17 protein-coding genes are annotated in these 25,602 nt (G+C 70.6%); 9 read left to right on the top strand and 8 right to left on the bottom strand.

Features of this window, described 5'->3' with window-relative positions:
- The 6 genes from O7624_RS29340 to O7624_RS29315 form a co-directional block, all read right to left on the bottom strand.
- The gene (locus O7624_RS29340) at positions 1 to 4,326 is read right to left on the bottom strand and encodes an amino acid adenylation domain-containing protein (RefSeq protein WP_282238180.1); all 4,326 of its coding nucleotides are present in this window, start codon (positions 4,324 to 4,326) and stop codon (positions 1 to 3) included.
- Complete coding sequence (locus O7624_RS29335; protein ID WP_282238179.1) at positions 4,323 to 8,876, bottom strand: non-ribosomal peptide synthetase; 4,554 nt, start codon at positions 8,874 to 8,876, stop codon at positions 4,323 to 4,325. The genes O7624_RS29340 and O7624_RS29335 overlap by 4 nt, the downstream gene beginning before the upstream one ends.
- Positions 8,877 to 9,096: 220 nt before the next feature.
- Positions 9,097 to 9,960 (bottom strand): alpha/beta hydrolase, encoded by an 864-nt coding sequence (locus O7624_RS29330; RefSeq protein ID WP_282238178.1) that lies wholly within the window; start codon positions 9,958 to 9,960, stop codon positions 9,097 to 9,099.
- 105 nt (positions 9,961 to 10,065) lie between these two features.
- Complete coding sequence (locus tag O7624_RS29325) at positions 10,066 to 11,673, bottom strand: tryptophan halogenase family protein (RefSeq protein ID WP_282238177.1); 1,608 nt, start codon at positions 11,671 to 11,673, stop codon at positions 10,066 to 10,068.
- 56 nt (positions 11,674 to 11,729) lie between these two features.
- Positions 11,730 to 12,458 (bottom strand): tryptophan 2,3-dioxygenase family protein, encoded by a 729-nt coding sequence (locus O7624_RS29320; protein ID WP_093406808.1) that lies wholly within the window; start codon positions 12,456 to 12,458, stop codon positions 11,730 to 11,732.
- 41 nt (positions 12,459 to 12,499) lie between these two features.
- Complete coding sequence (locus tag O7624_RS29315) at positions 12,500 to 14,125, bottom strand: AMP-binding protein (RefSeq protein WP_282238176.1); 1,626 nt, start codon at positions 14,123 to 14,125, stop codon at positions 12,500 to 12,502.
- 123 nt (positions 14,126 to 14,248) lie between these two features.
- Here O7624_RS29315 and O7624_RS29310 point away from each other — a divergent pair, with 123 nt between their 5' ends.
- The 5 genes from O7624_RS29310 to O7624_RS29290 all read left to right on the top strand — a co-directional run bounded on the left by O7624_RS29310 (position 14,249) and on the right by O7624_RS29290 (position 18,280).
- A complete protein-coding gene (locus O7624_RS29310) occupies positions 14,249 to 15,016 on the top strand; it encodes an alpha/beta fold hydrolase (protein WP_282238175.1) in 768 nt (255 codons plus the stop codon).
- Positions 15,013 to 15,759 (top strand): SDR family oxidoreductase, encoded by a 747-nt coding sequence (locus O7624_RS29305; protein ID WP_282238174.1) that lies wholly within the window; start codon positions 15,013 to 15,015, stop codon positions 15,757 to 15,759. Before O7624_RS29310 ends, O7624_RS29305 begins: the two co-directional genes overlap by 4 nt.
- Before the next feature lie 49 nt (positions 15,760 to 15,808).
- Positions 15,809 to 17,065, top strand: a complete 1,257-nt coding sequence (locus O7624_RS29300) for a pyridoxal phosphate-dependent aminotransferase (protein WP_282238173.1) — start codon at positions 15,809 to 15,811, stop codon at positions 17,063 to 17,065.
- 91 nt (positions 17,066 to 17,156) lie between these two features.
- On the top strand, positions 17,157 to 17,726 hold the full coding sequence (locus O7624_RS29295) for a flavin reductase family protein (protein ID WP_282238172.1): 570 nt from the start codon (positions 17,157 to 17,159) through the stop codon (positions 17,724 to 17,726).
- Positions 17,727 to 17,746: 20 nt separating this feature from the next.
- On the top strand, positions 17,747 to 18,280 hold the full coding sequence (locus tag O7624_RS29290; RefSeq protein WP_282238171.1) for a helix-turn-helix domain-containing protein: 534 nt from the start codon (positions 17,747 to 17,749) through the stop codon (positions 18,278 to 18,280).
- 11 nt (positions 18,281 to 18,291) lie between these two features.
- Here O7624_RS29290 and O7624_RS29285 read toward each other — a convergent pair whose 3' ends face one another.
- Positions 18,292 to 20,256 carry a multicopper oxidase family protein gene (locus tag O7624_RS29285; protein WP_282238170.1) on the bottom strand — a complete coding sequence of 655 codons (1,965 nt, stop codon included), beginning with the start codon at positions 20,254 to 20,256 and terminating at the stop codon, positions 18,292 to 18,294.
- Positions 20,253 to 20,672, bottom strand: a complete 420-nt coding sequence (locus tag O7624_RS29280; protein ID WP_093407140.1) for a DUF6220 domain-containing protein — start codon at positions 20,670 to 20,672, stop codon at positions 20,253 to 20,255. Before O7624_RS29280 ends, O7624_RS29285 begins: the two co-directional genes overlap by 4 nt.
- A 153-nt stretch (positions 20,673 to 20,825) precedes the next feature.
- On the opposite strand from O7624_RS29280, the gene O7624_RS29275 reads away from it, so the two are divergent.
- The 4 genes from O7624_RS29275 to O7624_RS29260 all read left to right on the top strand — a co-directional run bounded on the left by O7624_RS29275 (position 20,826) and on the right by O7624_RS29260 (position 25,602).
- Positions 20,826 to 22,061, top strand: a complete 1,236-nt coding sequence (locus tag O7624_RS29275) for a sensor histidine kinase (RefSeq protein WP_282238169.1) — start codon at positions 20,826 to 20,828, stop codon at positions 22,059 to 22,061.
- 5 nt (positions 22,062 to 22,066) lie between these two features.
- Positions 22,067 to 22,738, top strand: a complete 672-nt coding sequence (locus tag O7624_RS29270) for a response regulator transcription factor (protein ID WP_198413205.1) — start codon at positions 22,067 to 22,069, stop codon at positions 22,736 to 22,738.
- A gap of 75 nt (positions 22,739 to 22,813) precedes the next feature.
- Positions 22,814 to 24,028 carry a cytochrome P450 gene (locus O7624_RS29265; RefSeq protein WP_282238168.1) on the top strand — a complete coding sequence of 405 codons (1,215 nt, stop codon included), beginning with the start codon at positions 22,814 to 22,816 and terminating at the stop codon, positions 24,026 to 24,028.
- Complete coding sequence (locus tag O7624_RS29260) at positions 24,025 to 25,602, top strand: NAD(P)-binding domain-containing protein (protein WP_282238167.1); 1,578 nt, start codon at positions 24,025 to 24,027, stop codon at positions 25,600 to 25,602. The genes O7624_RS29265 and O7624_RS29260 overlap by 4 nt, the downstream gene beginning before the upstream one ends.

The following is a 25,602-nucleotide window of genomic DNA, read 5'->3' as shown; positions in this document are numbered from 1 at the left end:
TCACCGGCGAGCCTCCAACGCCGCGAGCACCGTCGCCACCTGCGACGGCTGGAGACAACTGAAATGGTCACCAGGGACGTCGACGACCGTCAGTTCGCCGAGACAGACCTCCGGCCAGAAGCGGGTCGCCTCGGCGCCGGCCCCCGGCAGCAGATCCCCGACCACCGTGGGCCGCAGGAGAGTGACGTCTGCGGCGTAGGGCTCGGGTTCGTGCCGCGCCACCGCCCGGAGGGTCCGCACGAAAAGGATGTGGGCCGCCGCCACCCGCTCCGGGCCGCCCCACGCCGGGTCCCGGTCGGCGACAGCCTGATGCAGCTGAGCCTGCCTTTCGGCGGTTGGGCGCCGCCCGAGGGCGCAGAACCGCTCGGCGACCGCGGTCAACTGCTCGTCACCGGTCAGTCGTCCGAGCGCACCCGCCGGCACCACTCCCGGCGAGTCCGCCAGCACGGTCATGATCGCCCGATCGACGACCGCCTCGTCGACGGCCCAGCCGAGGGTCGCCGGGTCGACGCCGGCCGCCCGCGCGAAGGCGTAGTCCTGTACGAGTTCGTCGTCCACCCGGTACGGAACGCGGTGTCCGGACAGGACCGTCAGTCGCACCGTCGTCCCGGCCTCGCTCAGCGCCCTGGCCAGTTCCAGGGCGATCGAGGCACCGAGGCAGTAGCCGATCAGCTCGACGTCGTCGAATCCGGCGGCCCGGATCTCACCCGCGTAGCGTACCGCCAGGTCCTCGACCAGGGTGGCGTCGTCGATCTCGCCGGTCGCGCCGCTGTCCGGCGCGACGAGGCCGAACACCGGCCCGCCCGCGCCGAGCCCGCCGGCCACCGCCCGCAGCGCCGTGAGGGTGCCCGTGCCATCGTGCACGAGCAGCCGCACCGGCCCCTGGGCCGCGCCGCCGAGCGGGACCAGTGACGACCGTCGCGCCGTGGCAGCCGCCACCGGCTCCGCCGCCGGCTCCGACGCCAACCGCGCCGCCAGGCCCGCGACCGTCGGCTCGTCGAGCAGGGCGCGCAGCAGTACGTCGAACGGCAACCGGGCGGCCTCGGGCAGCTGTTCCCGCAGTTGCCCGACGAACCGCGCCGCCAGCAACGAGTTGCCGCCCGCGTCGAAGAACCCCAGCTCCCGGCTCGGCGGCGGACCGCCGAGCACCTCACCCCACAACTGGGCGAGGTGCTGCTCGACGCCCCGACGTGGCGGTTCGGTCCGCCCGGCGCGCACGGCGGTCGGCGTGGGCGTCGACTCCAGCAGCCGCTTGCGGTCGACCTTCCCGTTCGCGGTCAACGGCAACGCCTCGACGACACGTACCCGCGCGGGAACCATGTACGCGGGCAGCCGCTCGGCCACCCACGCGACGACCTCGGCGGGCTCGACCGTGCCGGGCGGTCGCTGCGGCACCACGAACGCGACAAGCGCGCGTTCGAGCGTGTCGTCGCCGGACGCCAGGACCACGCAGGTGCTGACCGAGGGGTGCTCGCCGAGCACCGCCTCGATCTCGCCCAGCTCTATCCGGTGGCCACGGATCTTGACCTGCTGGTCGGCCCGGCCGAGGAACTCGATCTCTCCGTCGGGAAGGTACCGACCCAGGTCACCGGTGCGGTACAGCCGCTCCCCCGTCTCCGGGTGGCGGATGAAGCGCTCGGCGCTCCGCGCCGGGTCGTTGAGGTAGCCGTCCGCCAGGCCGACACCCGCGATGAACAGTTCACCGGCGACCAGATCGGGGCGGTCGCGCAGCGCGGAGTCGAGCACGTGGAAGCGTTGGTTCGCCAACGGCAGTCCGTACGGGATGCTGCGCCAGTGTGGATCAACCGTCCGGATGCGGTGGTAGTTCGACCAGATCGCCGCCTCCGTGGCCCCGCCGAGGCTGACCAGTTCGGCGTCGGGCACGTGCCGTGCGGCGTGTCCCGGCAGCGACAGCGGGATCCAGTCTCCGGACAACAGCGCCAGACGCAGGCTGGACAGGGCCGTGGGTTCCACGTCCAGGTAGTGCATCAGCATCTGCAACTGCGCGGGAACCGAGTTCCACAGCGTGACACCGTGGGCGGCCACCATCGCCGCCCAGTGTGACGGGTCGCCACGCCGCGCCGGGTCGGGCAGCACCAGCGCGGCGCCACGGGCGGGCGGGCCGAACAGGTCGTAGACGGACAGGTCGAAACTCAACGCGGCGAGCCCGAGAACCCGGTCGGAACCGGTGACGTCGAAGCGCTCGTTGATGTCGTGCACCGTGTTGGTGGCGGCCCGGTGGCTGATCATCACACCCTTGGGCGTCCCGGTCGAACCCGAGGTGTGCATGACGTAGGCCAGTCCGGTCTGCTCCGGCCCGGAGTCGGTCGGGATCTCCGACAGCGGCACCGGCGGCGCGCCGGTCACATCGACGCTGGCGACCTCGGCCGGCAGCGTACCGACCGACGCGCCCGCGACGACCGCGAACCGGGCGCCGCTGTCGACGAGGATGCGGTCCCGGCGCACAGCGGGCTGACCGATGTCCACGGGTACGTAGACGCCGCCGGCGAGGAGCACACCGAGCACACCCACAACCTGCTCGCACGACTTGTCGATCAGGACGCCGACGAGGTCGCCGGGCCGGCATCCCGCGACGCGCAACCGTTCGGCGACCCCGGCCGCGCGGGCCAGCCAGTCACCGTAGGTCATCGACCCGGCGGCGTCGATGACCGCCACCCGGTCCGGATGCTCGCGCGCGTAGGCGACCAGCGGCTCGTGCAGCAGGCCAGCCGGCACAGGCGCGTCGGTCGCGTTCGCGGCGGTCCGGCGGGCTCGTTGCGGGCTCGGCAGCGGCTGCGGATCGACCGCAGCCCACGTGGTGTCGTCGGCGGCCAACTGGTGCAGCAGGTGCACGAACGCGGCGAACATCTCGTCCACCACGTGTTCGGGGAAGACTCCCTCCCGGACATCCCAGTTCATGTCGAGGCCACCGAACTGGTCGCCCACCTGGCAGTCGATCCACACCTGCGGGGTCTGGCTCACCCCGTACACCGGCCTCGGCTTGCGGCCGGCCACCGACGGTTCGCCGCCGCCGACCCCGATCGCGCCGGTGAACACCACCGGCAGCACCGCCGCGGCGTCGCGGCCGCGACGCCGGGCGAGCTCGCGCAGCACCTCCACGCCGCTGAACAGCCGGTGGTCGAGGTCGTCGAAGACCCGCTCGCCGAGGGCACGCGCCCGGTCGGCGAAGCTCGTACGCCCCGGGCGGTCCACGGCGAGCACGCTCAGCGAGGTGAAGTCGCCGAGCAGGTTGTCGACGTGCGGATGCAGCGGCATCCGGTTGAGTACCGGCAGCCCGACGCAGAAGCGGTCGTTGCCGCTCCAGCGACCGATCGTCTCCGTGTAGGCGGCCAGCACGGCGTTGGCGGGGGTGATGCCGTGTCCGGCGGCGCGCGCCTTCAGTGACCGCCACACCCGGTCGTCGACGGTGGCCGCCAGGCGGCGGAACCGCGCCGGTGCGGTGACCGGGTCATGGTCGTCGCGCAGCGGGAGCGCCGGGGCACCGGGCAGTTCGTCGACGCGCGCCAGCCAGTACGCGCGGTCCCGGCTGTACCGGGAGGTGTCCCGCAGCCGACGTTCGGCGAGGACGTAGTCCCGGAAGGTGGCCTCCAGCGGGGGCAGGACGCAGTCCGGCTGCCGGTAACGGCGGTCGAGTTCGGCCAGCACACGTTGCAGGCTGAGCCAGTCCAACGCCATGAAGTCCACGGAAACGTGCAGCACGCTACGGTCGGCGGTCAAGGTGAGGCGCAGCTCGTACATCGGCCGCTCGCCGGTGGGGTGCACCCGGTGCGACAGCTCGTCGCGCACCCCGACGATCGTCTGTCGTACGGCGTCGGCCGGCGCCCCGCGCAGGTCGGTCACCGTGAGGCCGGTGCGCGGTGGCGCGGGCAGCACCCGCTGGGAGCCGTCCTCCTGGATGACCGTCCGCAGGGCGTCGTGGCGGCGTACCAGGCCGTCCCACGCCTGCCGCATCCGCTCCGGGTCGATGTCCGCCGGGTACTCGAACTCCTGGTAGAGATGGCAGGAGACGCCGCCGTAGGCGAAGGCCGGGTTGCGTCCGAACAGGTAGGCCGACTGGATGTCGGTCAGCGGAAAGGGCTCGTCCCGCGCCTCCGGCTGGTCCCGCCACACCGGGTCGAGCTGCTCGGCGGCGTTGCCGGTGGTGTCGGACATGCTGGCCAGCAGCTCGGCCTTGCTCTGCCGCAGCCGGGTGAGCAGTTCGTCGGTCATGCTGCCGCGGGGAGCACGGAACCGCAGCTGCTGGCCCTCCCGCCAGACCCGGATGCCGGCGCTGGCGAACTCGTCGAGCAGATCGCTGGCGTTCACACCGCACCCTCTTCGAAGTCCTCGGTGGTGTCCCAGCCGGCGGGGCTCGTGCCACCCGTCGCCTCGCGCAGCTCGTCGATGAGCGCGCTCAGGCCGGCGACCGTCGCGGCCCGCATGACGTCGCGCATGGGCAGCTCGACGCCCCACGCCCCCCGTACCTCGGCGACGAAGCGGGTGGCGAGCAGGCTGTCGCCGCCGAGCCGGAAGAAGTTCTCGTCGCGACCCACGGCGTCCAGACCGAGCAGCTTGGCCCAACGGTCGGCGACGAACGCCTCGGTGCCGCCCCTCGGCGGAGCGCCCACGTCGCGTGGACGGTCGACCGCCTGTTCGAGGACCACCTGGATCCGTCGCCGGTCGACCTTGCCGTTGGCGCTGAGCGGCAGCGCGGGCAGCACGGCGACGTGGGCGGGCACCATGTGCTCGGGCAGCCGCTCCTCGGCCCACCGGCGCAACCGGTCCGGGTCCACGCCGCCGGTGGTGGCGGCGGGCCGGTCCGCGGTCAGCAGGATCTCGCCGGTGGCCTCGGTGCGCAGTACCCGTACGTCACTCAGCCCCGCCGCGCTCAGGGCGCGCGTCCAACGCTCTGGGCCGTGGAGCCAGCCGGCCGGCCCGTCACCGTCGAACCGGCCGGCACGCGCCTCGAGCGGCAGCGCGGTCACCAGGGCCAGCGGCGTCGGGTGGGCGCGTTCGAGCAGGTACAGCCGGCCGCCGGCGGCGAGCAGGAGACCCATGGTCACCGCCGCCGTCTCCGGGTCGGGCATCCGGTGCAGGACGTTGTTCGCCACGACGGCGTCGAAGGTGTGTACGTGTGGTGCGGCGATGGCGTCCGTACCCTGCACCGCGACCCGGACGCGGTGCCCGCGCTCACGCAGCGACGCCTCTGCCTTGGCCAGGGTCGGCCGGGCGGCCCCGAGCAGCGTGTACTCGGCCGCGTCCCCGGGCAGTGCCGCCAGCAGCCGAGCCGTGCCGCGACCGCTGTCGGGCTGCCACTCGGCCACCACGCGCGGCGCCGTGCCGCCACGTTCCGTCAGGTCGTGCGCGATGGCGGCGAGACACTCGGCGGTGGCGGGCATCAGGTCGTTGAGCGCCTCCGGGGCCAGTACCGGGTCGTCCAGCAACGCGGTGGCCTCGGCGGCACCGGACAGGATGGCCGAGTAGAGCGGCGCGGCCCACTCCAGGGCGGTCGTGACCGGTGCGAGACGGGTGCCGATCGTGTTGTCCCGGATCCGCTTGACCCACCGCGCGTCCGTGACCTCGGCCCACCTCGGCCCGGGCGCGTACCCGTCGGGTGTGCCGGACAGGACGTCACGGTGCGCCAGATAGTCGAGCCAGACGTCCACCACCGGTCGTTGCGCGGCGCAGACCGTGGACGTTGGGTCCGCCGGCTCGATCAGCGGCGCGACGACCTCGGCCAGCAGGACCTCGACCAGCTGATGTTCGAGCAGCAGCGGGTCTTCCTCGGCCGCGCCGATGACAGGTGGCAGGAATTCGTCGCCCGGTCGCCCGCTGCCGCGCTCGACGACCGGGAGACCGGAATCCGGTGCGGGCCCGCGCTCGACCACGGCGGCGACCACCTCGCGTCGGCCTTCGGTGACCACGACGGCGACGGCCTGAGCGACCTCGGGGTGCGCCTGAAGGCACGACTCGATCTCGCCCAGCTCCACCCGGAAGCCGTTGATCTTCACCTGGTGGTCGAGGCGGCCCAGGAACTCCAGGTTGCCGTCGGGCCAGTACCGGCCCAGGTCACCGGTGCGGTACCAGCGCTCGCCATCCACCACCGGGAAGCGGGCCGCGCTCAACTCGGTGTCGCCCCGGTAGCCAAGCGCCACCCCGGCGCCGCCGATCCACAACTCGCCGGGCACCCAGTCGGGGCAGTCCCGTCCGCGGCTGTCCACCACGCGGAACTTCTGGTTCCGCAGCGGCGTGCCGTAGGGGATCGAGCGCCAGCCGGCCGGCGCCTCGACGACCTCGAAGGAGTTCGACCAGATCGCCGCCTCCGTGGCACCACCGAGCGAGATGAAGCGGCACCGTCCGTCGGTCGCGCCGGCCAGTCTGCCGGGCAGGTCGAGCCCGATCCAGTCACCGGAGAGCAGAGCGAGGCGCAGCGTGTCCGGAAGGTGGGCGTCGTCAGCGGCGGTGAGCAGCATGTCCAGCAGGGCGGGGACCGTGTTCCAGATGGTCACGCCGTGCCGGCGACACAACCCCAGCCACTCGGTGGCGTCGCGCCGGCCCGACTCGGGTACCAGCACCGCGGCGCCGCCCACCGCGAGCAGCCCGAAGATGTCCCACACCGAGAGGTCGAAGTCCAGCGCGGACACCGCCAGGACCCGGTCCGCCGGGCCAAGGTCGAACCGCTCGTTGATGTCCTCGACGGTGTTGACCGCCGCGCGGTGGGTGAGCTCGACTCCCTTGGGCAGGCCGGTCGAGCCCGACGTGAAGATCACGTACGCGGGGTCGTCGGGGTCGGCGGGCACCGGAGCGTCCAGCGGGTCGGCCTGCTCGGCGGCGTCGATGGTGAGGACCTCGGCAGCCACGTCGGCCGGGCCCAGCAGCCCGCTGCCGTCGAGGACGATCCGGGCACCGCTGAGTTCGAGGATGCGGGCCCGTCGCTCGGCGGGCTGGTCCACGCCGATCGGGACGTACGCCGCGCCGGCGGCGAGCACACCGAGCACGGCCACGATCTGCGGTACGCCCTTGGGCGCCAGGACGGCCACGTACGACCCGCGGCCCACTCCGCGCCGGGCCAGCGCCCCGGCGACGCGCAGGGCACGCGCGGCGAATTCGTCGTGCGCCAGCGCCCCCTGCTCCCCCCACAGCAGCGCGGGCCGCCCGGCCCGGTCACCCGCCTCGGCGAAGAACCGCGTGTGCAGGAGGTTCTCGGTCATCGCCCGGGTCGACGAGTTGACCGCCGCGCGCGTGCGCCGCGATGCCGCCGGCAGAGCGATCTCCGGCAGCGCGCCCGTCCAGGCACCGGCGGCCAGCGCACGGACCAGCGTCTCGTACGCCGACATCATCTCGTCCAGCATGCCCTCGGGAAAGAGCGACTCGACGGCGTCCCACACCAGGCGTACGGTGCCGTCGCTGGTGCGGTAGATCTGGTGGTCGAGCCAGATCTGCGGAGTCTGGGAGATCATCCATGTCGGTTCGCCGAACCGGGCGGCGAACTCCTCGGGGATCAGCGGCGCGGACAGGTCCACGGAGAACACCACGGGCGCCGTGCGGGGCGACTCCGGGTCAGCGCGGGTGAACTCGCGCAGCACATCGACGCCGGTGTACGCGGCGTGCCCGATGTCCTCGTGCATCTGCTTCTGGAGGGTGCGCGCGCGGTCGGCGAAACTGTCGCCGGAGAGGTCGACCTCCAGCAGCACCAGGCCGGAGAAGTCGCCCACCAGCCGGGGCATCTCGGGATGCACGTCGAGGTCACGGTCGAACAGCGGAAGACTGAGCAGGAAGTGCTCGTCCCCACTCCAGCGGCTCAGGACCGTGGCGTACGCGGTGGCCAGCACCGCCGCGGGGGTCAGTCCCGCCTCGCCGGCCCGGCGCTCGAACTCCTGCCACTGGTCCACGGTGAGGTCGAAGAACCGACGGGCGAAGCGCTGCACGGTGACCGCGTCCGGATCGACCGCGAGGGGCAGCTTCGGCCCGCCGGGCAGCGCCGGCAGCCGCCGCTGCCAATACGGGCGGGCGCGATCCCGTTCGGTGGACCGGTTGCCGGCCTGCTCGGCGAGGTACCGGCCGAAGGTGTAGCCGACCTCGCCGAGGGCCTCCGGGTCGTCGTAGAGGACGACCAACTCCGACAGGATCACCCGGAAACTGGCCAGGTCCACGGCCAGCAGATCCACGTTGAAGTGCAGCCGGTCCACCCCGTCGGGTAGCCGGGTGAGCTGCACGTCGATCACCTCACCGCGGCCGACCTCCAGGATGCGGTGCGAGAGACGGTCGCGCAGATCCAGCGCCGCGGCCGCCGCGTCACCGGCGGGACGGTCGCGGAAGTCGTGCACGGTCAGGCCGGGCCACACCGGCTCGGGCAGGATCTGCTGGGTCGCATCGTCGGCGAACCGTGCCCGCAACATCGGATGGCGGGCCAGCAACGCCCGGACCGCCCGTTCGAGGCGCCGCGCGTCCACTCCGGTCGACTCGAACTCGAGGTAGTTGTGGCAACCGACGCCGCCGAGCGCATGGTCACCCGAGCGGCCGAACAGGTACGCCTGCTGCACCGGGGTCAGCGGGAAGGCTCGGTCCGGGTCGTGGCGGGTGACGTCGGCGGGTCGCGGGGGCGCTGCCGACTCGGTCGCGGTCACGGTGGGACCGACCAGGCCGACCCAGGCCGACAGCCGCGGGTCCGTGGCCAGCTGGGTGAACGTGACCTCGGCACCGGCGCCGTTGAGCCGGCTGGTCAGTCGCATCAGGTGCAGCGACTGCAGGCCCAGTTCGAACAGGTTGCTGTCATCGTCCGCCGTGGTCAGTTCCATGCCGAGCAGTTCGGACACCGCAGCGCGCAGGGCGTCCCGATCCGTCCCGGTGCCGCAGTCGGTGTTTTCCGCCACCATTCTCAAGCTCCCTTGCGCGCTATCGACTCCGCTGCGGAATGTTCGGTTCGAAAGTGTCGACGGGCGGGATGTGAGATTGATGTCAGGCGAACCGGCGACATCAGCGCCGACACCTGGCCCCGACCCTAACAGCAGCCCGCAGCACCGAGCAATCTGTTGCCACCCGGCGGGTGGCCGTGAATATCGTGGTCTCCGTCATGAGAAATGCACACCGGATCGACTACCGGTCCGCGCCGATCAGCTCGGTAAGCGAGTCACCCAGCATTGTGCCGCGGACGCCGAGATCGAAAGCCAGGTCGAAGTGGTTCCGCGACGCCACGACGAGGTCGACCACCTGACCGCCGCCGGCCCGGACGGCGTCGACGAACTCCGCCTGCTGCCTGCCGAACTCGTCGGTCTCGTTCTCCCCCCTCGCGACGACCAGCGGCGGCAGCGGCGCCGGCAGCCGATGGATCGGGCTGTAGGCGTGGGCCGTCTCCGGGTCCAGCCCCAACGCCTCGTTCACGTATGTCCGACGGACCGGCTCCAGGTCGTAGACGCCGCTGAGCAGGACCGCACCCGCCACCGTCCGATCGGGACGGTCGTCGTACCGTCGCCAGCCGGGCCCGTCGAGCAGCGACATGGCGGCCAGGTGCGCCCCGGCGGAGCACCCGCTCAGGTAGATCGACCCGGGGCTCGACGGCAACTGGTCGGCGTTCCGGCAGATCCAGCGGACTCCCTCGGCGACCATGTCGACGATCTCCGGAAGCCGGTACGCGGGCGCCAGGCCGTAGCCCAACGCCGCGACGGAGATTCCTCGCGGCACCAGGTCCAGCGCCATGAAGGCCGATTCGAGTCGGCTCAGCTCCTGCCAGTAACCACCATGGATGAACACCAGCAGCGGACCGCCCGGTCCGGCCGCCGGGAAATAGTCGAACAATTGCTCTTGTCGCGGCCCGTAACGCACACCGGAACGCACTTCGAGTCGGTTCCGGGCCAACGCGCTGCGTTCGGCGTACTCACGCAGGAAGACATTGATGTCCGCGACGCAGGAACTCGGCGAGTACTGAATGTCCAGGGTTCGTTGGTCGTAGGTCAGATACACGTCTTCTTCGCTTCCGGCCGAAACGGTCGCTGCTGAACCTTCACCACCTTCCCCCGCGGTCGACCGACCGCAGGGGAAGGTGTGCGTACGACGCGGTCGTAAGGTTCACTGGTTGGCGCGCATGGCGGCGAAGTACTCGTTCTGGGTGGGCAGCTCCTGGACCAGTTTCTCGGCCTTCACCCGGATGCGCTCGAACTCCGCCAGGGCCGCCCGCTCGTCGGCCAGCTCGACGGCCGGCGAGTGCCGCACGTCGATTCCGCCCGTGCCCAGCAGGATGCAGTTGTACGAGTAGGGCGGCAGACCGTGGTAGTACGGGTAGATCGACTCCGAGTCCGGCACCTTGTGCTGCCAGATCTCGATCCGCTCCGCGAGCGCGTCGGGGATCACCCGGGTCTTGGTGTCCTTCCAGTACTGGTTGTCCACCCGCTTCGCCCCCCGGTAGTGCAGGCAGAGGAACTCCCGCACGCCGTCCATGACGTGGGTGATGGACCTGTTGTACTGCTCGCGCAGCAGGTCGTCGCCGAGCCCGGACGGGAAGTACTTGACCATCTGTTCGATGGCGTGGTGGATGAAGAAGATGCCGGTCGACTCCAGCGGCTCGACGAAGCCGCTGGACAGGCCGACCGCGACGCAGTTCTTCACCCACGACCGCTGGCTGCGTCCGATACGCATCCGGATGTGGTTCGCGGGCACGTCGGCCGCCTCGGGGCCGACGAACTCGCGCAGTACCCGCTCGGCCTCCTCCGGGGTCGCGTAGTCGCTGGCGTAGACGTACCCGGTGCCGATCCGGCTGATCAGCGGGATCGTCCAGATCCATCCGGCGTCCTGCGCGGTCGCGGTCGTGCACGGCCGCAGCGGCTTGCTCGCCATGTCCAGCGGCACCTGGAGAGCGACAGCGCTGTCGTTGGGCAGGGTGTCCTGGTAGGACACGAACGGTTCGCCGAGGGCCTTGTTCAACAGCAGCGCCCGGAAGCCGGTGCAGTCGACGAACAGGTCGCCGGCGATCTCGCCGTGCTCGGCGGTACGCACGTGCGAGATGAACCCCTGATCGTCGAGCGCCACGTCGACGACGTTGTCGACGACGTGCTTGACGCCCCGCTGGGTGGAGTAGCCGGTCAGGAACTTCGCCAGCAGGTGCGCCTCGAAGTGGTACGCGTAGGGGATCTGCGCGCCCTGGTACTCCGCGATCGTCGACCGGGCCGACGTCTCGTCGCGGGTCTGCTCGACGAAGCCCTGGTCCACCAGGCTGCCGTCGAGATACCGGGGCGAACGCTCGGCATCACACAGCGACGCCATGACGAAGCAGTCCTTGTCGAACCGCGAGGTCGTCGGGTAGCGCAGCCACCAGTCACTGAGGGGGAACCCGTCGACCGAGGCCATCTGCTCGAACGGGTGGTAGAAGTGATGACCCGGCTCGCGCCAGTTCTCGAACCGGACGGCCAGCTTGTACGTGGCGTTACAGGCGGGCATCCATTCGGACTCCTCCAACCGCAGGAACTCGAAGAAGTGCCGGATGTCGCTGAAGGTGGCCTCGCCGACCCCGATCGTGCCGACGGTGGCCGACTCGACCACCGTCACGTCGATCCGGTCACCGAAGGCTGCCGCCAGGTACGACGCCGTCATCCAGCCGGCCGTACCGCCACCGACGATGACGACTCGCTGTGTCCTGCCGGGGTCGCGCGTGCTCTTGGCGGCGGCACCACTGACAGTCATTGCGGTTCCTCCTTGTACCCGATAACCCGGGACTCGACGAATGTGTCTGCTTCGGCTCAGTTCTTCACGACTCCGCCGTTGAGCCCCGGCGCGAAGACCTCCGGGAACAACGTCCGCTCGGTCGACCGCCACAGGTAGGCGGCACCGGCTGATCCGGCCGTACCTCGGGCCGCGCCGAGAAACTGCTCGGCCAGCTGGGCGTGCCGCGCACGCCACGACCGCACCGCGTCGTCGAAGTCCGCCAGCGCGGCGCGGACCCGCTCGGCCGCCCTCAGGCCACCGTCGGTCCGGACGCGGTCGCGGTACTCGACGAAGGCGCGCGACAGGGACTGTTCCTCGGACCGGGCGACGAGCCGGGCCCGCTCCCCCGGGGTGAACCCGGGTGTGTTGAGAAATCGCGGATCCCGGGCCCCGCAGAGGAACTCGATCTCCCGATACTGTGCGGACTGGAAGCCGCTCGACGAGCCGAGGGTCGCTCGGATCTCGTCGAACGACTCGGGTGTCAACGTGCTCAGCACGTCGAAGTGTCCGCTGAGCACCCGCATCGCCGCCGGCAGTCGGTCGATGTGCGCGGCGGCGACGTCCGCCCGGTCGCGGGTCAGCGCGTCCCGGGCGGACTCGACGTGTCGCAGGATGACCGCGAACCACAACTCGCATGCCTGGTGGGCGGCGAAGAAGAGGGTGCGGTCCGGCTCGTCGCGTACGCAGGCGATGTCGAGCAGCTCGTCCAGTCTGAGGATCTCCCCGTACGCGCGGTCGCGCCGGGTGTCCGTCGGATTGGTCATCGGTGTGCAGGCCCTCCTCAGCAAGGTGCCGGGACGGTGGCTCAGCGGTGCTGAAGCTCCCGCCGCCCCGCGCGCAGGGCACTCTTGTCGATCTTGCCGACGGGCGTACGGGGCAGTTCCGGCACCACGACCAGTTCGTCGGGCAGCTTGTACGGCGCCAACCCACGGTCGCGGATGTGCTCCCGGATCGTGCGCAGCGACAGCGTCGTCGCCGCCGCCTCCGCCTCGGCGGTGAGCACCACGAACACGCAGATTCGTTCATCGATGGCGTCGTCGGGGATGCCGACGACCGCAGCGTCCCGCACCGACGGGTACGTCAGCACATGGCCCTCCACCTCCTCGGCGGAGACCTTCTCGCCAACGTGGTGGATGATGTCCTTGAGCCGGCCCTCGATGACGATGCGCCCGTCCTCGGTGAGCTTGGCCAGGTCACCGGTCCGGTAGAAGCCGTCGGTGGTGAACGCCCGGCGGTTGTGCTCCGGCGCGGCGAAGTAGCCACGGATCGTGTACGGGCCGCGGGTGAGCAACTCGCCGGTCACCCCGGCCGGAAGCTCGCGATCCTCGGGGTCGACGATCTTGACCTCGTCGTCCGGGCAGACGGGCGTGCCCTCGGTGGTGTAGACCACCTCCAGCGGATCGTCGAGGCGGGTGTGGGTGATCAGCCCCTCGCCGATGCCGTAGACGTTCATGATGCGGCACCGCAGGCCCGACCTGACGCGTTCGGCCGCTGCGGGGCTGAACTTCGAACTGCCCACCTGGAGGGTCATGCCGCTCATGTCCACCGGCATGGTCTGCGCCGCCTCGGTCCACAGCAGGGCGAGTGCGGGCACCAACGCGGTGTGGGTGACGCCCTCCCGAGCGATCAACGGAAAGACATGGTCCGGGCTGGGGTTGGCAGCCAGGACGGCCTTGCCGCCGACGAGCAACGCGCCCAGTACGCCGGGACAGCCGAGCGCGGCGTTGTGCGGTACCGGGTTGGCGGCCAGGTAGACGCTGTCCGCGCCGAAACCGGTGACCTCGGCGCACGCGAAGATGTTGTAGGCGTAGTCGTCGTGGGTGCGGGGGATCAACTTCGGCACGCCCGTGGTCCCGCCGGAGAGCAGCAACAGGGCGACCTCGGCAGCGTCGACCGGTGGCAGTTGCCTCGGCTCGGCGCTGGACAGTTCGGCCAGCGAGGTGAACTCGGCGCTGTCGCCGGCGATCACGACGTGCCGCACGCTCGGCACCTCGGCGCGGACCTCGCGGGCCAGCTCACGGTGGTCGAACCCCTGGAACCGGTCCGGGCCCAGGTATGCCACAGCATTCGCGGCACGAGCCAGGTGAGTGATCTCGTCGCGGCGATGGCCGGGCAGGGCCAGCACCGGTATCGCGCCGATGCTGAACACCGCCAGCAGGACCGACAGGAATTCGTTGACGTTGGGCAGGTGCAGGACCAGGCGGTCACGACTGCCGATGCCAAGGTCGAGCAGCCCCGCGGCGATCCGGTCGGCCTCGTCCGCCAGCTCCGCGTAGGTGACGCGACGGGTGACGTCCACCGCGGCCACCTTGTCCGGATGGCGGCGGACGCTGTCGTCGAAGAGCTGCCGAAGGGAGAAACCCCGCCAGTAACCCGCCTGTCGATAGCGTTCGGCGACGTCAGGCGGCCAGGGCACGAACCCGTCCAGCATCTGTCTGTCCTCCTTTGGTGCGGCGCTAACAGATTCCGGTAGCAGCCCAGAGCCCGCGTCGCACCCGACAGAGCCTTGACAGATTGTCGGGATGGACGGGCCGACTCGGTGACGCTCGATGTCGTGAGCCGAACACGGAGATCCGACCGTCGGTGGGTACGGACGCTCACCGGCGTCGACGAGCCCACCACGCGGCTGGTCTGCTTCCCGCACTCCGGAGGCACGGCTGCCGTCTACCGCCCCTGGTCCCCGCTGGTGCCCGCCGGTGTGACCCTGCACGCCGTGCAGTACCCGGGCCACGCCGATCGGCTTGCCGAGGAACCCGCCGGCAGCATCGCCGAGATGGCCACGCAGGTGGCCGCGGAGCTGCTGCGGATGCCGCCCGCCCGGTGTGCGCTGATCGGACACAGCCTGGGCGCGCTGGTCGCCTACGAGACAGCGCGGGTGCTGCGGGACAACGGCAGCCCCGTGCACCACTTGTTCGTCTCCGGCGCGGCCGGGCCGCGGCTGGCGGGCGGCGGCACCATTCACCAGCTCGGTGACGAGGAGCTGTGGTCGGCGATCGTGAAGCTCGGCGGGATCGAGCCGGAGCTCGCCGACCAACCCGAGCTACGCGACCTGCTGCTGCCGGTGCTCCGATCGGACATCACCCTGCACGAGACCTACCGGCCCGCGCCGGACGCCGACCCGTTGGACTGCCCGGTCCGTGGCTACTACAACACGGAGGACCCGCTGGTCGACGCCGACCAGGTCGCCGCGTGGGCCGCGGTCAACGAGCGCGAGTTCAGCATGCGCGCCTGGCCCGGCGGCCACTTCCGGTTGCACACCCATCCGGAGGAGCTGGTCGCCGACGTGGTGGCGACCCTGCTGGGAAGCGGTGTGCGGCGGTGACCCTCGACGGCAGGTCGGTCGTCGTCACCGGCGCCGCCACCGGTATCGGTCTGGGCATCACCGAGTGCCTCGTGAAGTCGGGCGCGCACGTGACGATCGTCGGCCGTCGCGAGCAGCCGTTGCGGGACCTGGCGGAGCGGTACCCCGCCGCCGTGACTGTGGTGGCGGCGGACGTGTGCGCGCCGGGCACCGCCGACCGGGTCGTCACCGTCGCCGCGGAGACCTACGGTGGGCTCGACGCGGTGGTCAACAACGCCGGACTGGCCCGGTTCGGCCCGATCGACGCACTCGATCCGACGTACCTCGACGAGATGTTCGCGGTGAACGTCCGCGCGCCAGCCGACCTGATCCGGTGCGCGCTGCCGCTGTTGCGGGTCAGCAGAGGCAGCGTGGTAAACGTCTCCTCGGTCGGCGGCGTCCTGTCGATGCCGGGACGTGCCTACTACGGCGCGACCAAGGCGGCCCTCAACAGCCTTACCCGGTCCCTGGCCCGCGAACTCGCACCGGACGTACGCGTCAACGCCATCCTTCCCGGGCCGGTGGACACCCCGATGTGGACCGACACGGGGCTGGACGACACCGGCATCGAACGGCTGCGGACCGACCTGGTCGCGTCGACCCCGATGGGACGTTTCGGCGACCGCGCAGAGATCGGCCAATGGGTCTGCACGCTGCTCGACCCGGCGCTGTCGGGCTGGGTGACCGGCGCGCTGATACCCGTCGACGGCGGTCGCACCGCATGAGACCCGCCCAGTCAGCACCAACCCTTCACTGAACAGAGGTGGTCAGAGCGTGAGCCCCGAGATCTCGTCCGCTGCCAGCTTCATCCCCTCCTCGTGTCTGCACACCATCTTCCGCGCCGCGCAGGAGACCGAGCGGCGAACCGGCGCCGAGGTGGTGAAGCTGCACGTCGGGGACCCGTACTTCCATCCTGCGGGGAATGTCGCCGACGCGTTCGTCGACGCGGTGCGGCGCGGCGACACCAAGTACACCGGCCCCGATGGGCTGCCCGAGCTGCGCGAGGCGTTGGTCGAGAAATTGCGTACGGACAACGGTGTGGACACCGTGGTCGACCGGGTACTCGTCACACCGGGCTCGTGCGAGGGGCTCGCCGCCCTGTTCCAGACCCTCACCGAGCCCGGGGCCGAGATTCTCCTGCCAGAGCTGCACTGGCCGGTCCACCTGCAGCAGAGCCTGCTCGCCGGACTCCGGCCGGTGCTCTACCCGCTGGGGCCGGGTTTCCGACCCGAGGTCGAGCGGATCGCGGCCGCCGCCAGCCCCCGGACCAAGGTGTTGCTGATCAACTCGCCCGCCAACCCCACAGGTGTGGTGCTGGACCCCGGTGAGATCACCGCCCTGCTCGACCTGGCCCGCGCGCGGGGCTGGCACGTGGTCAGCGACGAAGCGTACGAGCACTTCTGCTACGAGCGCGAGCACCTCTCCGTCGCCTCGCTGGAACGCGACGTCCCGGTCGAGGAGCGCATCGTGCACAGCGTCTTCAGCTTCTCCAAGAGCTTCGCGATGACCGGCTACCGGCTGGGGTACGTCGCGTTGGCCAACGATCGTGCCGCCGACGTCATGCGGGTGGTCCAGGAGGCGAACATCATCGGCACCAACACCCCGGTGCAGCACGCCGGGGTGGCCGCGCTGGCCAGCCGGTCCGACGCCGCCGCCACCAACCGCAAGCTGGTGCAGCGTAACCGCGACGTGGCCCTGCCACCGCTGGTCAAGGCCGGACTGCTCAACGAGCTGCCGGCCGGCGGCTGGTACGCGATGCTGGACGTGGCCCGGACCGGACTGGACGCCGAGACGTTCGCCCTGCGACTGCTGGAGCGCAAGGGCGTCGCCGTGGTCGCCGGCAACGGGTTCGCCATGCGTCCCCAGCTCGACGACCAGGGCCACATCCGCGCCCACGACTACGCCCCCTGGGCACGGCATCTGGTCCGCGTGGCGTTCTGCGTCGATCCCGGGTGGCTGGAGACCGGGGTACGCAAGATCCTGGAGTTTGTCGACGAGTGCGGCGACGACGGTCACCACTCCGCCGAATGAGCCGGTGCCCTGCCGTCGGGCCAGCACCTGGCCGGCAGGTACGGCAGTCCGGAAGACTCCCTGTGCGTTCGAGCGAGGAGGTGGGCACGCCATGCCGGAGCCCGTGACAGGCACCGTCGCGCAGCCACTGGTCGACCCGGCGCAGTTCCGTTCCCTCATGGCCACGCACCCCGCCGGGGTCGCCGTCGTGACGACCACGGCGACGGACGGTGCGCCATGGGGTATGACCTGTTCGTCGGTGTGCAGTGTCGCGCTCCAGCCGCCGACCCTGCTGGTGTGTCTACGCGCCGCGAGCCCGACGCTGGCGGCACTGCTCGACGTGTCAGCCTTCGCGGTCAACCTGCTGCGCGACCACGCCGAGCCGGTCGCGCAGCTGTTCGCCTCCGGCGCCCCGGACCGGTTCGAGAAAGTCTCGTGGATCCCGGATCCGGAGTCCGGGATGCCCCACCTGATCGACGACGCCCACACGGCCGCGGACTGCCAGGTCAGCAATGCCCTGCCCGTCGGGGACCACGTCGTGGTCTTCGGGACGGTACTGCGGGTACGCACCCACGCGGTCGCCCCGGTCAGCCCGCTGCTGTACGGCATGCGGCGGTACTGGTCGCTGGCCGTCACCCCGGACCCCGAACGTGGCGGGCCCGACCTCGACGGCCGACGGTGAACGAGTCCTCTGGAGTTGAGATGAGCAGTGTCCACACCGGCGCCCCGCCCGGCGCACCCCGTCCGACCGGCCCGAGGGCCCGGATCCCCGACTGCCCACTGGGACGCACGGTGGAGACCGTGGGCGCCTGGTGGACGTTGGAGATCCTGCACGAGATGTTCAACGGCCACACGCGGTTCGGGACCATCCGCCACAACCTCGGGACCCCCGACGAGCTGCTCCTGGAGCGTCTTGGTGACCTGCGGACCAGGGGCCTGATCGAGCAGGTGGCCGATGCTGCGGACCTGGAGGTCCGGGAGTACCGGCTGACCCCCTTCGGTAGGACGCTTCGTCCGCTGCTGCTGGTCATCGCGGCGTGGGGCAACCATCGGCTCGTCCCCCAGGAACGCAGCGTCATCCTGGTCGACACGGAGACCGGTGTGGAGGTGGAGCCGGTCGTGGTGGACCGGCGGACGGGCCGGCGGATCGACGACGAGAACGTGGTGTTCGCCTGTGGCCCGAAGGCGAGCGAGATGGTCACGGCGCGGTACCCGAAGATCATGCTGACCGCCTGAGGTTGTCGTCGTCAGGAAGGGTGGCGGTGTCCCGCCGCGTGTGCGCCGTGGAACGGCGTGCTGACGCCGTCATACCGCAGGCGGAGCATCATGCCCTGGTCGGCGTGCGGCAGATTGTGGCAGTGGTTCATCCAGATGCCCCGGTTGGTCGCCTGGAACACGACCTCCCACACCTCGCCGGGGCGGACGTCGAACGTGTCCATCCAGAGCGGGCTGCCCGAGGACTGCTGGCCGTCGCGGGACAGGATGAGCACCGGATGGCCGTGCAGGTGCCAGGGATGGGTCTCCAGACTCCGGTTGACCACGGTGAACCGGACGATGTCGCCCTCGGTGACCAACTGGTCGGGGATCGACGGATGGCCGAGCCCGTTGACGGTCTGCGCGAACGCGGGTCGTCCGTCGACCATGGCCAGCCCACGGTCGAGCACGAGGGTGAAATGCCGGTCCGCGGGCGCGGTTCGCAACGGCACGGGGGTCGAGGTCCCGTAGGTGAGCAGGTCCAGTTCCGGCCATCCGGCGGTGTCCTCACCGGCCGCCGCACCGTCCGGCGCGCCCGGCTGGGGCCGTAGCCACACCGCAGCCACGCCGTCGACGAAGAGCGCGACGGCGGACTCCGGCATGGCGAACACCAGGTCGCGCCGCCCACCCGCAGCGACCCGCAGCGCGGTCCGGCTCGTCTCACCGGGCCCGTGCAGGTCCCGGCCGTCGACCGCGACCACCCGAAACGGGGTGCCCGCCAGCGCGAAGCGACGCGGGTCGGAGTCGGTGTTGATCAGACGCAGCCGGACCGTCGCGCCGGCCGCCGCGACATGCTCGACGCCCGCGACCGCCGCGCCGCCGCTGAAGGTGTGCACGGGGACGACCACGTCGAGATCCGCGGGGTCGGGATCCGTGCGGGGGGTCACGACGAGCACGCCGTAGAGGCCGCGCCGCACGCCGACGTGGGACGCGTAGTGGGTGTGGTACCAGTACGTCCCGACCTGTTCGGCGCGGAACCGGTAGACGAAGGCGGCGCCAGGCGCCACCGCCGGTTGGCTGAGGCCCGGCACCCCGTCCTCCCCGCACGGCACGTCGTAGCCGTGCCAGTGCAGGGTCACTCCCCCGTCGATGTCCTGGTTGACCAGGCGCACTTCGAGCAGGTCGCCCTGGGTGGCGCTGAGCTGCGGACCGGGCACCGCACCATCGAAGGTCCAGGCGTCGATGTCCTTCCCGGACGGCAGGCGCACGGCGGCCTTGCGGGCGGTCACCCCGTACGCGCGTCGAACGCCACCCGGCGCGGGAGTGTCCGGCCCACGCAGGTCGGCCACCGACACCAGCGATCCCCTGCTCGGGCCGGGACCACCGCCGACGGTGTGCGCCGCCCCGGAGGTAAGCACCGACAGGCCCGCGCCGGTACCGGTCGCGCCGACAGCGACCACGCCGCCGGCCACGCCGAGGAAACCACGACGGGACAGGCCCATCCCGGCGTTCGAGACCGCCTCCCCCACGACGTCCGCGCCGGGTGCCGGGAGCGACCGCGCGGTCAGCAGTACGGCCGCCACCACGAGACCGACCGTGATCAGCGCCGTCGGCAGGGTCAGCGGGTACCCCACGAGGTAGGTGGTCACGAAGCTGGCCACCGCTGCGTACCCGGCGGCGAACAGCGCGACGACACCCACCTTCTCGCCACCGGACCGCCGGGGCATTCCGGTGCTCCGCGCGAGCAGCATCGGTCCGGCGGTCACCGCGGCGGCCAGGGCGGTGACCCCGAGCAGCGGCATCCCCAGCAGGACCTTCTCCTGGACGAACCACCAGCCCCGTCCGGCCAGCACCGCCACCGACACAGCCTTGGCCAGGGTGAGCAGCAGGGCCACGCCGAGCAGCACCAGGCCGGCTCGGGCGCGGCCCCGTACCGCGGTCACACCGGCGGCGAGCCACGCGGCGCCGCCGAGCAGCGCCCAGGCGTGATCGAAGACGGTCAGCGCCGCCGTGGTCATGACCGGGTCGCGTGGCTGAGCTCGGTGCGCGGCCAGGCGATCTGGCGAGCCTCACGCACCACCCAGATGGTGGCCCCGACGATGATCAGCCCGTTGACGGCGTGCACGCCGAAGATGAGGTGACCCGTCTCGGAGCCCTCGCCGAAGGACCTGGCGACCTCCCGGATCAGCGACTGGATGAGCACCAGCCCGGCCACCAGGGCCGTCCTGCCGATCACCCGGCCGGGCATCCGGGCGATCGCGGATACAACCACCAGCACCACGGCGGAGAAGAGGATCAGGTAGCCGAGAAAGCGATGAGGGGAGAACGCCTCCTCGATCGGCGCGGAGTCGAATGCTCCGCTGGCGGCGAGATAGAACTGTGCGACCTCGGCGAGCAGCAACAGTGACGCCAGGCCCGCGAAGAGCTTCTTCATGGCACCGATCCTGCTGCCGGGACCACCCGTCGCGCATGCCCCCAGACGTGTCTCCGGCTACGCGGATTCGCGTAGCCGGAGACGGTCCGGATACGTCGCAGGGCGTAGTTGGCCATGCACCAGAGAGTGTGAGAGGTGCCGTAGGATCGCGTCATGACCCTGCGGGTGCTGCCGGAACGACTGCGGGCCTGGCTCGCCCGACGGCCTGCCTGGTTCGCGGACGTCCTGTTGGCACTGTTCATCACGGTGGTCCAGGTCCAGAGTGTCAGCGAGCACGGTGCCGTCCTTCCCGAGCCGATCGCCCGTCCCGCCTCGGATTTCGGGTACGCCGGATACGCCCTGGTGGTGTTGAGCGGTGTGGCCATCGTCGCCCGACGCCGGTGGCCGGTCGCCGTGTTCGCGCTCACCGGAGCCGCCAGCCTGGTCTACTTCGGTCTCGGGTTTCCCGACCGGATGGCCTGCCTCGGCCTGTTCGTCGCCCTGTACACCCTCGCCGCCTACGGCGACGGGCGTCGTTCGCTGCTGATCGCGGGCACCGGCACCGCGGTGCTGGCCGTCGGATGGTTGGTCGCCGGTTCGGATGTCCAGCCGAGTGAAGCCCTGGGCTGGGTGCTCTTCCGGATCGGAGCGTCGGTCATCAGCATCACGCTCGGCGAGTCCGTCCGGTCCCGCAGGGTCATCGCCGCCGACGCGCAGCGACGGGCCGAGCTGGTTGAGCGATCCCGCGAGGAGGAGACCCGGGCCCGGGTCGACGCCGAACGGTTGCGGATCGCCCGCGAGGTCCACGACACCGTCGCGCACGCCATCGCCATCATCAACGTGCAGGCCAGCGTCACGGCGCACGTGCTCGACAAGCGGCCGGCTCAGGCCCGTGACGCGTTGCGGGCCATCGAGCAGACCAGTTCCCGGGCACTGCACGAGATGCGCGCCGTGCTCGGCGTCCTACGCGAGGACGACGGGCGCGAACCGCACCCGGGTCTCGACCAGGTCGACGCGCTCGCCGGCAAGGCCCGCGAGGCCGGCCTGGAGGTCACCATCGAACAGAGCCCGGCCGTGTCACCGCTGCCGAGCGCGGTGGATAGCGCGGCCTACCGCATCGTCCAGGAATCGATCACCAATGTGATCCGCCATGTCGGGCCGACCCGGGTGACAGTGACGATCGAGGCGACCTCCGACGCGCTACGCATCCGGGTGCTCGACGAGGGTGCCCGCGACCCGGTGCTGGTCGCGGTGGGTGCGGGCGGTCCACCGTCGGGCGGGCGTGGAATCGTGGGCATGCGGGAGCGCTGCCAACTGCTCGGTGGGGAACTGCACGCCACCGCACGTACCGGTGGCGGCTTCGAGGTCGTCGCCCGCCTGCCGCTCGCGCCGGTTGCGTCCCTCCCGTGACCAGCGTGTCCATCAAGGTGCTGCTCGCCGACGACGAGCGGCTGGTCCGCTCCGGTTTCCGGCTGCTACTCGACCTGGAGGACGACATCACAGTGGTGGGTGAGGCCACCAACGGCGCCGAGGCCGTCGAACTGGCTCGCGCCACCCGACCCGACGTCGTCCTGATGGACATCCGCATGCCGCGACTCGACGGCATCCGCGCCGCCGCGCAGATCGTCGAGATGCCCGGCATGGAGCAGGTCCGCATCCTCATCCTGACGACCTACGACACCGACGAGAACGTGTTCGAGGCCCTTCAGGCGGGGGCGAGTGGTTTCCTGCTCAAGGATGCCGGTCCTGCCGAGCTGCTGCACGCCATCCGGGTCATCGCCGCCGGCGACGCGCTGCTCGCCCCACGGGTCACCCGCAGGCTCATCAGCCAGTTCACCGCGCAACGCAAGGCAGCGCAAGCGGGCGAGGACCGGCTTGCCGTGCTCACCGAACGCGAGCGTGAGGTGCTCACCCTTGTCGCGCAGGGGCTGAGCAACGACGAGATCGGGGCCGCCCTGTTCCTCAGCCCGGCCACCGCGCGCACCCACGTCGGCCGCATCATGGGCAAGCTGGGCGCCCGGGACCGAGCGCAACTGGTGGCGATCGCCTACCAGACCGGTCTGGGCCAGTACACCGAGCAGCACTGATCCGCTCCCGTCCGAGCCGGAAAGGAACAGGCAAGAGTCCACACGGGAGCGTCATCTGCCTGCCACCATCGGGCCATGAGCGAGCCCGCCCTCGGCGTCCGGTCCCTGGACCTGGTCGACCCAGCCACCTTCGTCGACAACGACGTGCACGGGTTCTGGCGGGACGTACGGGCGGAAAGCCCGGTCTACTGGCATCCGGCCACCGACAACAACCCGGGGTTCTGGGTGGTCTCCCGGTATGCCGACGTCCAGGCGCTCTACCACGACGCGGCGCTCAGTTCCGAACGCGGCAACGTCCTGGACGTCGTGCTGCGGGGCAACGACTCCGCAGGCGGAAGCATGCTCGCGGTCACCGACGGACCGTCGCACCGGAAACTACGCAACCTGATGTTCAGCGCCTTCACGCCGCGGTCGCTCGCCGAGGTGGTGACAAACGTTCAGCTCCGCTCCACCGAACTCGTGTCGGCGGTCGTCGGCGCGGGCTGTTTCGACTTCGCCGCCGAGGTGGCCGAGCAGATCCCGATGAACACCATCTGCGATCTGCTGTCGGTGCCGAGCGCCGATCGCAGGGACCTGCTCCGGTGGAACAAGATGGCGCTGTCGTCGGACCGGGCCGACAGCAGTGACCTGGACGCGCTCAGCGCTCGCAACGAGATCCTGCTCTACTTCGTCGAGCTGGCCGAGGAGCGGCGGCGCAAGCCAGGCGACGACGTGATCAGCATGCTGGCGAGCGCCGAGGTGGACGGGGTGGCGCTGACCGTCGAGGAGATCGCGGTCAACTGCTACAGCCTGATCCTCGGCGGCGACGAGACGTCCCGGATCTCGGCAATCTGTGCCGTACTTGCCCTGATCGAGAATCCGGACCAGTGGGACGCCCTGCGGACCGGCGCGGTCGACGTCGACTCGGCCGTGGAGGAAGTGCTGCGCTGGGCGACCCCGGGAATGCACGTGGCGCGTACCGCGCGTACCGGTTTCGCGATCCACGGGCACCGGGTCGAGGCCGGCGACATCGTCACGCTGTGGAACATCTCGGCGAACAACGACGAGTCGGTCTTCCACCAGCCGCGACGGTTCACCCTGTCCAGGTCGCCCAACAAACACCTTTCGTTCGGCCACGGCCCGCACTACTGCCTCGGCGCCTTCCTCGGCCGCGCGGAGCTGCGGGCACTGCTGACCGCCCTGACCACCCAGGTGACCCGGATGGAGCTGTGCGGCAAGCCCCGCCCCATCTACTCGAACTTCGTATCCGGCTACGACACCCTGCCCGTCCGTTTCGAGATGTCGAGGTGACCGTGAAGAAAGCCGTCTGTGTCATCGGCGCGGGCCCGTCGGGTCTGATCGCGATGAAGGAACTGCTCGACGAGGGCCACACCGTGACCTGCTTCGATCACAACGCCGAACTCGGCGGTGTGTTCCGCGCCGGTGCGGGCACCGACGAGCCGGGTGCCTACGACTCGACGCTGCTGACCATCTCCAACTACATGATGGCGTTCTCCTGCTTCCCGCCGCCGGAGAAGCAGGAGCGACGGTTCTGGACGGCGGTCGAATACCGGCAGTACCTCCACGACTTCGCCGACGCCTTCGGCCTGCGTCCCCTCATCCGCCCCCGCACCGATGTGCTGAGCGTCTCGAGGAGCGACAGCGGCGAGGGCTACGTGGTCGAGACCGCGCCCGTGGACGATCCCACCGCCCGGGTCAGTCACCAGTTCGACGCGGTGGTCGTGTCCAGCGGCACCCACCGGGTTCCGAACAAGGTCAACCTGCCGGGGCAGGAGGACTTCGCGGGCGTGGTCACCCACTCGGCCTTCTACCGCAATGCCGAACCGTTCCGCGGAAAGCGGGTCCTCTGCGTGGGCATCGGCGAGACCGCAGCCGACGTCGTCAACGAGATCGCCCAGGTGGCGGCGAGCTGCACGCTGTCGATCCGCCGTTGGCAGTCCGTCGTCGCACGGTTTCCGGGTGACCGGCCACATCCGAACGACGCCTACACCTCGGAGATGCTGAACGCGCTACCGCTGTCGGCTGCCACCGCCGTCCACCGCATCGGCACGCTGATGGGCAAGCGGTTCGGCAAGACCGCCGCAAGCCGGGCGATAGCGGCGTGGAACTCGAACAACAAGAGCTTCTTCAACCACTTCCTGACCAAGAACGATGCGTTCATCCATCGGATCGTCGATGGCACCCTGACGGTCAACGCCTCCGGCATCGAGCGGCTCGGTGCGGATTACGTTCTGTTCAAGGACGGCCGGCGGGAGACGATCGACACGATCATGCTGAACACCGGGTACACCGAGGACTTCACCCTCCTCAAGGACGTGCACATCACCGACGTACGCCAGATGTACAAGCACATGATCCACCCGGAGCTCGGTACGGGCGTGGTCTTCATCGGGTGGGCGCGGCCCGCCGCGGGCGGGGTCCCGGCCTGCTCGGAGATGCAGGCCCGCTACTTCGCGCTGCTGTGCAGCGGCAAACGGACGCTGCCGCCGCCGGAGCAGCTCAACCAGCTGATCAAGCGGCAGGCGACGTACGAGGACGAGTTCTTCACCGGCAACCCCGAACTGCGCACGCTGGTGCACTACAACCGGTACATGATTGATTTTGCCAAAGTGATCGGGTGTTCGCCGTGGCGTCCCGAGGTCTTCCGCAACCCGCGGCTGGCATACCACCTGTGGTGCGGTTCGCAGGTGCCGCTCGTCTTCCGCCTGCACGGGCCGCACAGCGACCGCGCGACGGCACAGCGTCGGATTCTGGAGCTGCCGGTCGCCTTCAACCCCGCGGAGATCATTCTCGCCACCGCGCTCACCGGTGTCACCCGCGCGCTGGGCGCGGTGGGCCTGGCCAAACGCGACGGCGTCTACTGA

It is taken from the genome of Verrucosispora sp. WMMD1129 (assembly GCF_029581255.1).
In the GTDB taxonomy this organism is placed as follows: domain Bacteria; phylum Actinomycetota; class Actinomycetes; order Mycobacteriales; family Micromonosporaceae; genus Micromonospora; species Micromonospora sediminimaris.
This window is presented reverse-complemented; position numbering and strand designations above follow the sequence as displayed.

Excerpts from the sequence above, each read along its gene's own strand:
- O7624_RS29335 (WP_282238179.1), bottom strand. The coding sequence starts at position 8,876 with ATGGTGGCGGAAAACACCGACTGCGGCACCGGGACGGATCGGGACGCC.
- O7624_RS29325 (WP_282238177.1), bottom strand. The coding sequence starts at position 11,673 with ATGACTGTCAGTGGTGCCGCCGCCAAGAGCACGCGCGACCCCGGCAGG.
- O7624_RS29320 (WP_093406808.1), bottom strand. The coding sequence starts at position 12,458 with ATGACCAATCCGACGGACACCCGGCGCGACCGCGCGTACGGGGAGATC.
- O7624_RS29315 (WP_282238176.1), bottom strand. The coding sequence starts at position 14,125 with ATGCTGGACGGGTTCGTGCCCTGGCCGCCTGACGTCGCCGAACGCTAT.
- O7624_RS29295 (WP_282238172.1), top strand. The coding sequence starts at position 17,157 with ATGCCGGAGCCCGTGACAGGCACCGTCGCGCAGCCACTGGTCGACCCG.
- O7624_RS29290 (WP_282238171.1), top strand. The coding sequence starts at position 17,747 with ATGAGCAGTGTCCACACCGGCGCCCCGCCCGGCGCACCCCGTCCGACC.
- O7624_RS29285 (WP_282238170.1), bottom strand. The coding sequence starts at position 20,256 with ATGACCACGGCGGCGCTGACCGTCTTCGATCACGCCTGGGCGCTGCTC.
- O7624_RS29280 (WP_093407140.1), bottom strand. The coding sequence starts at position 20,672 with ATGAAGAAGCTCTTCGCGGGCCTGGCGTCACTGTTGCTGCTCGCCGAG.
- O7624_RS29275 (WP_282238169.1), top strand. The coding sequence starts at position 20,826 with ATGACCCTGCGGGTGCTGCCGGAACGACTGCGGGCCTGGCTCGCCCGA.
- O7624_RS29265 (WP_282238168.1), top strand. The coding sequence starts at position 22,814 with ATGAGCGAGCCCGCCCTCGGCGTCCGGTCCCTGGACCTGGTCGACCCA.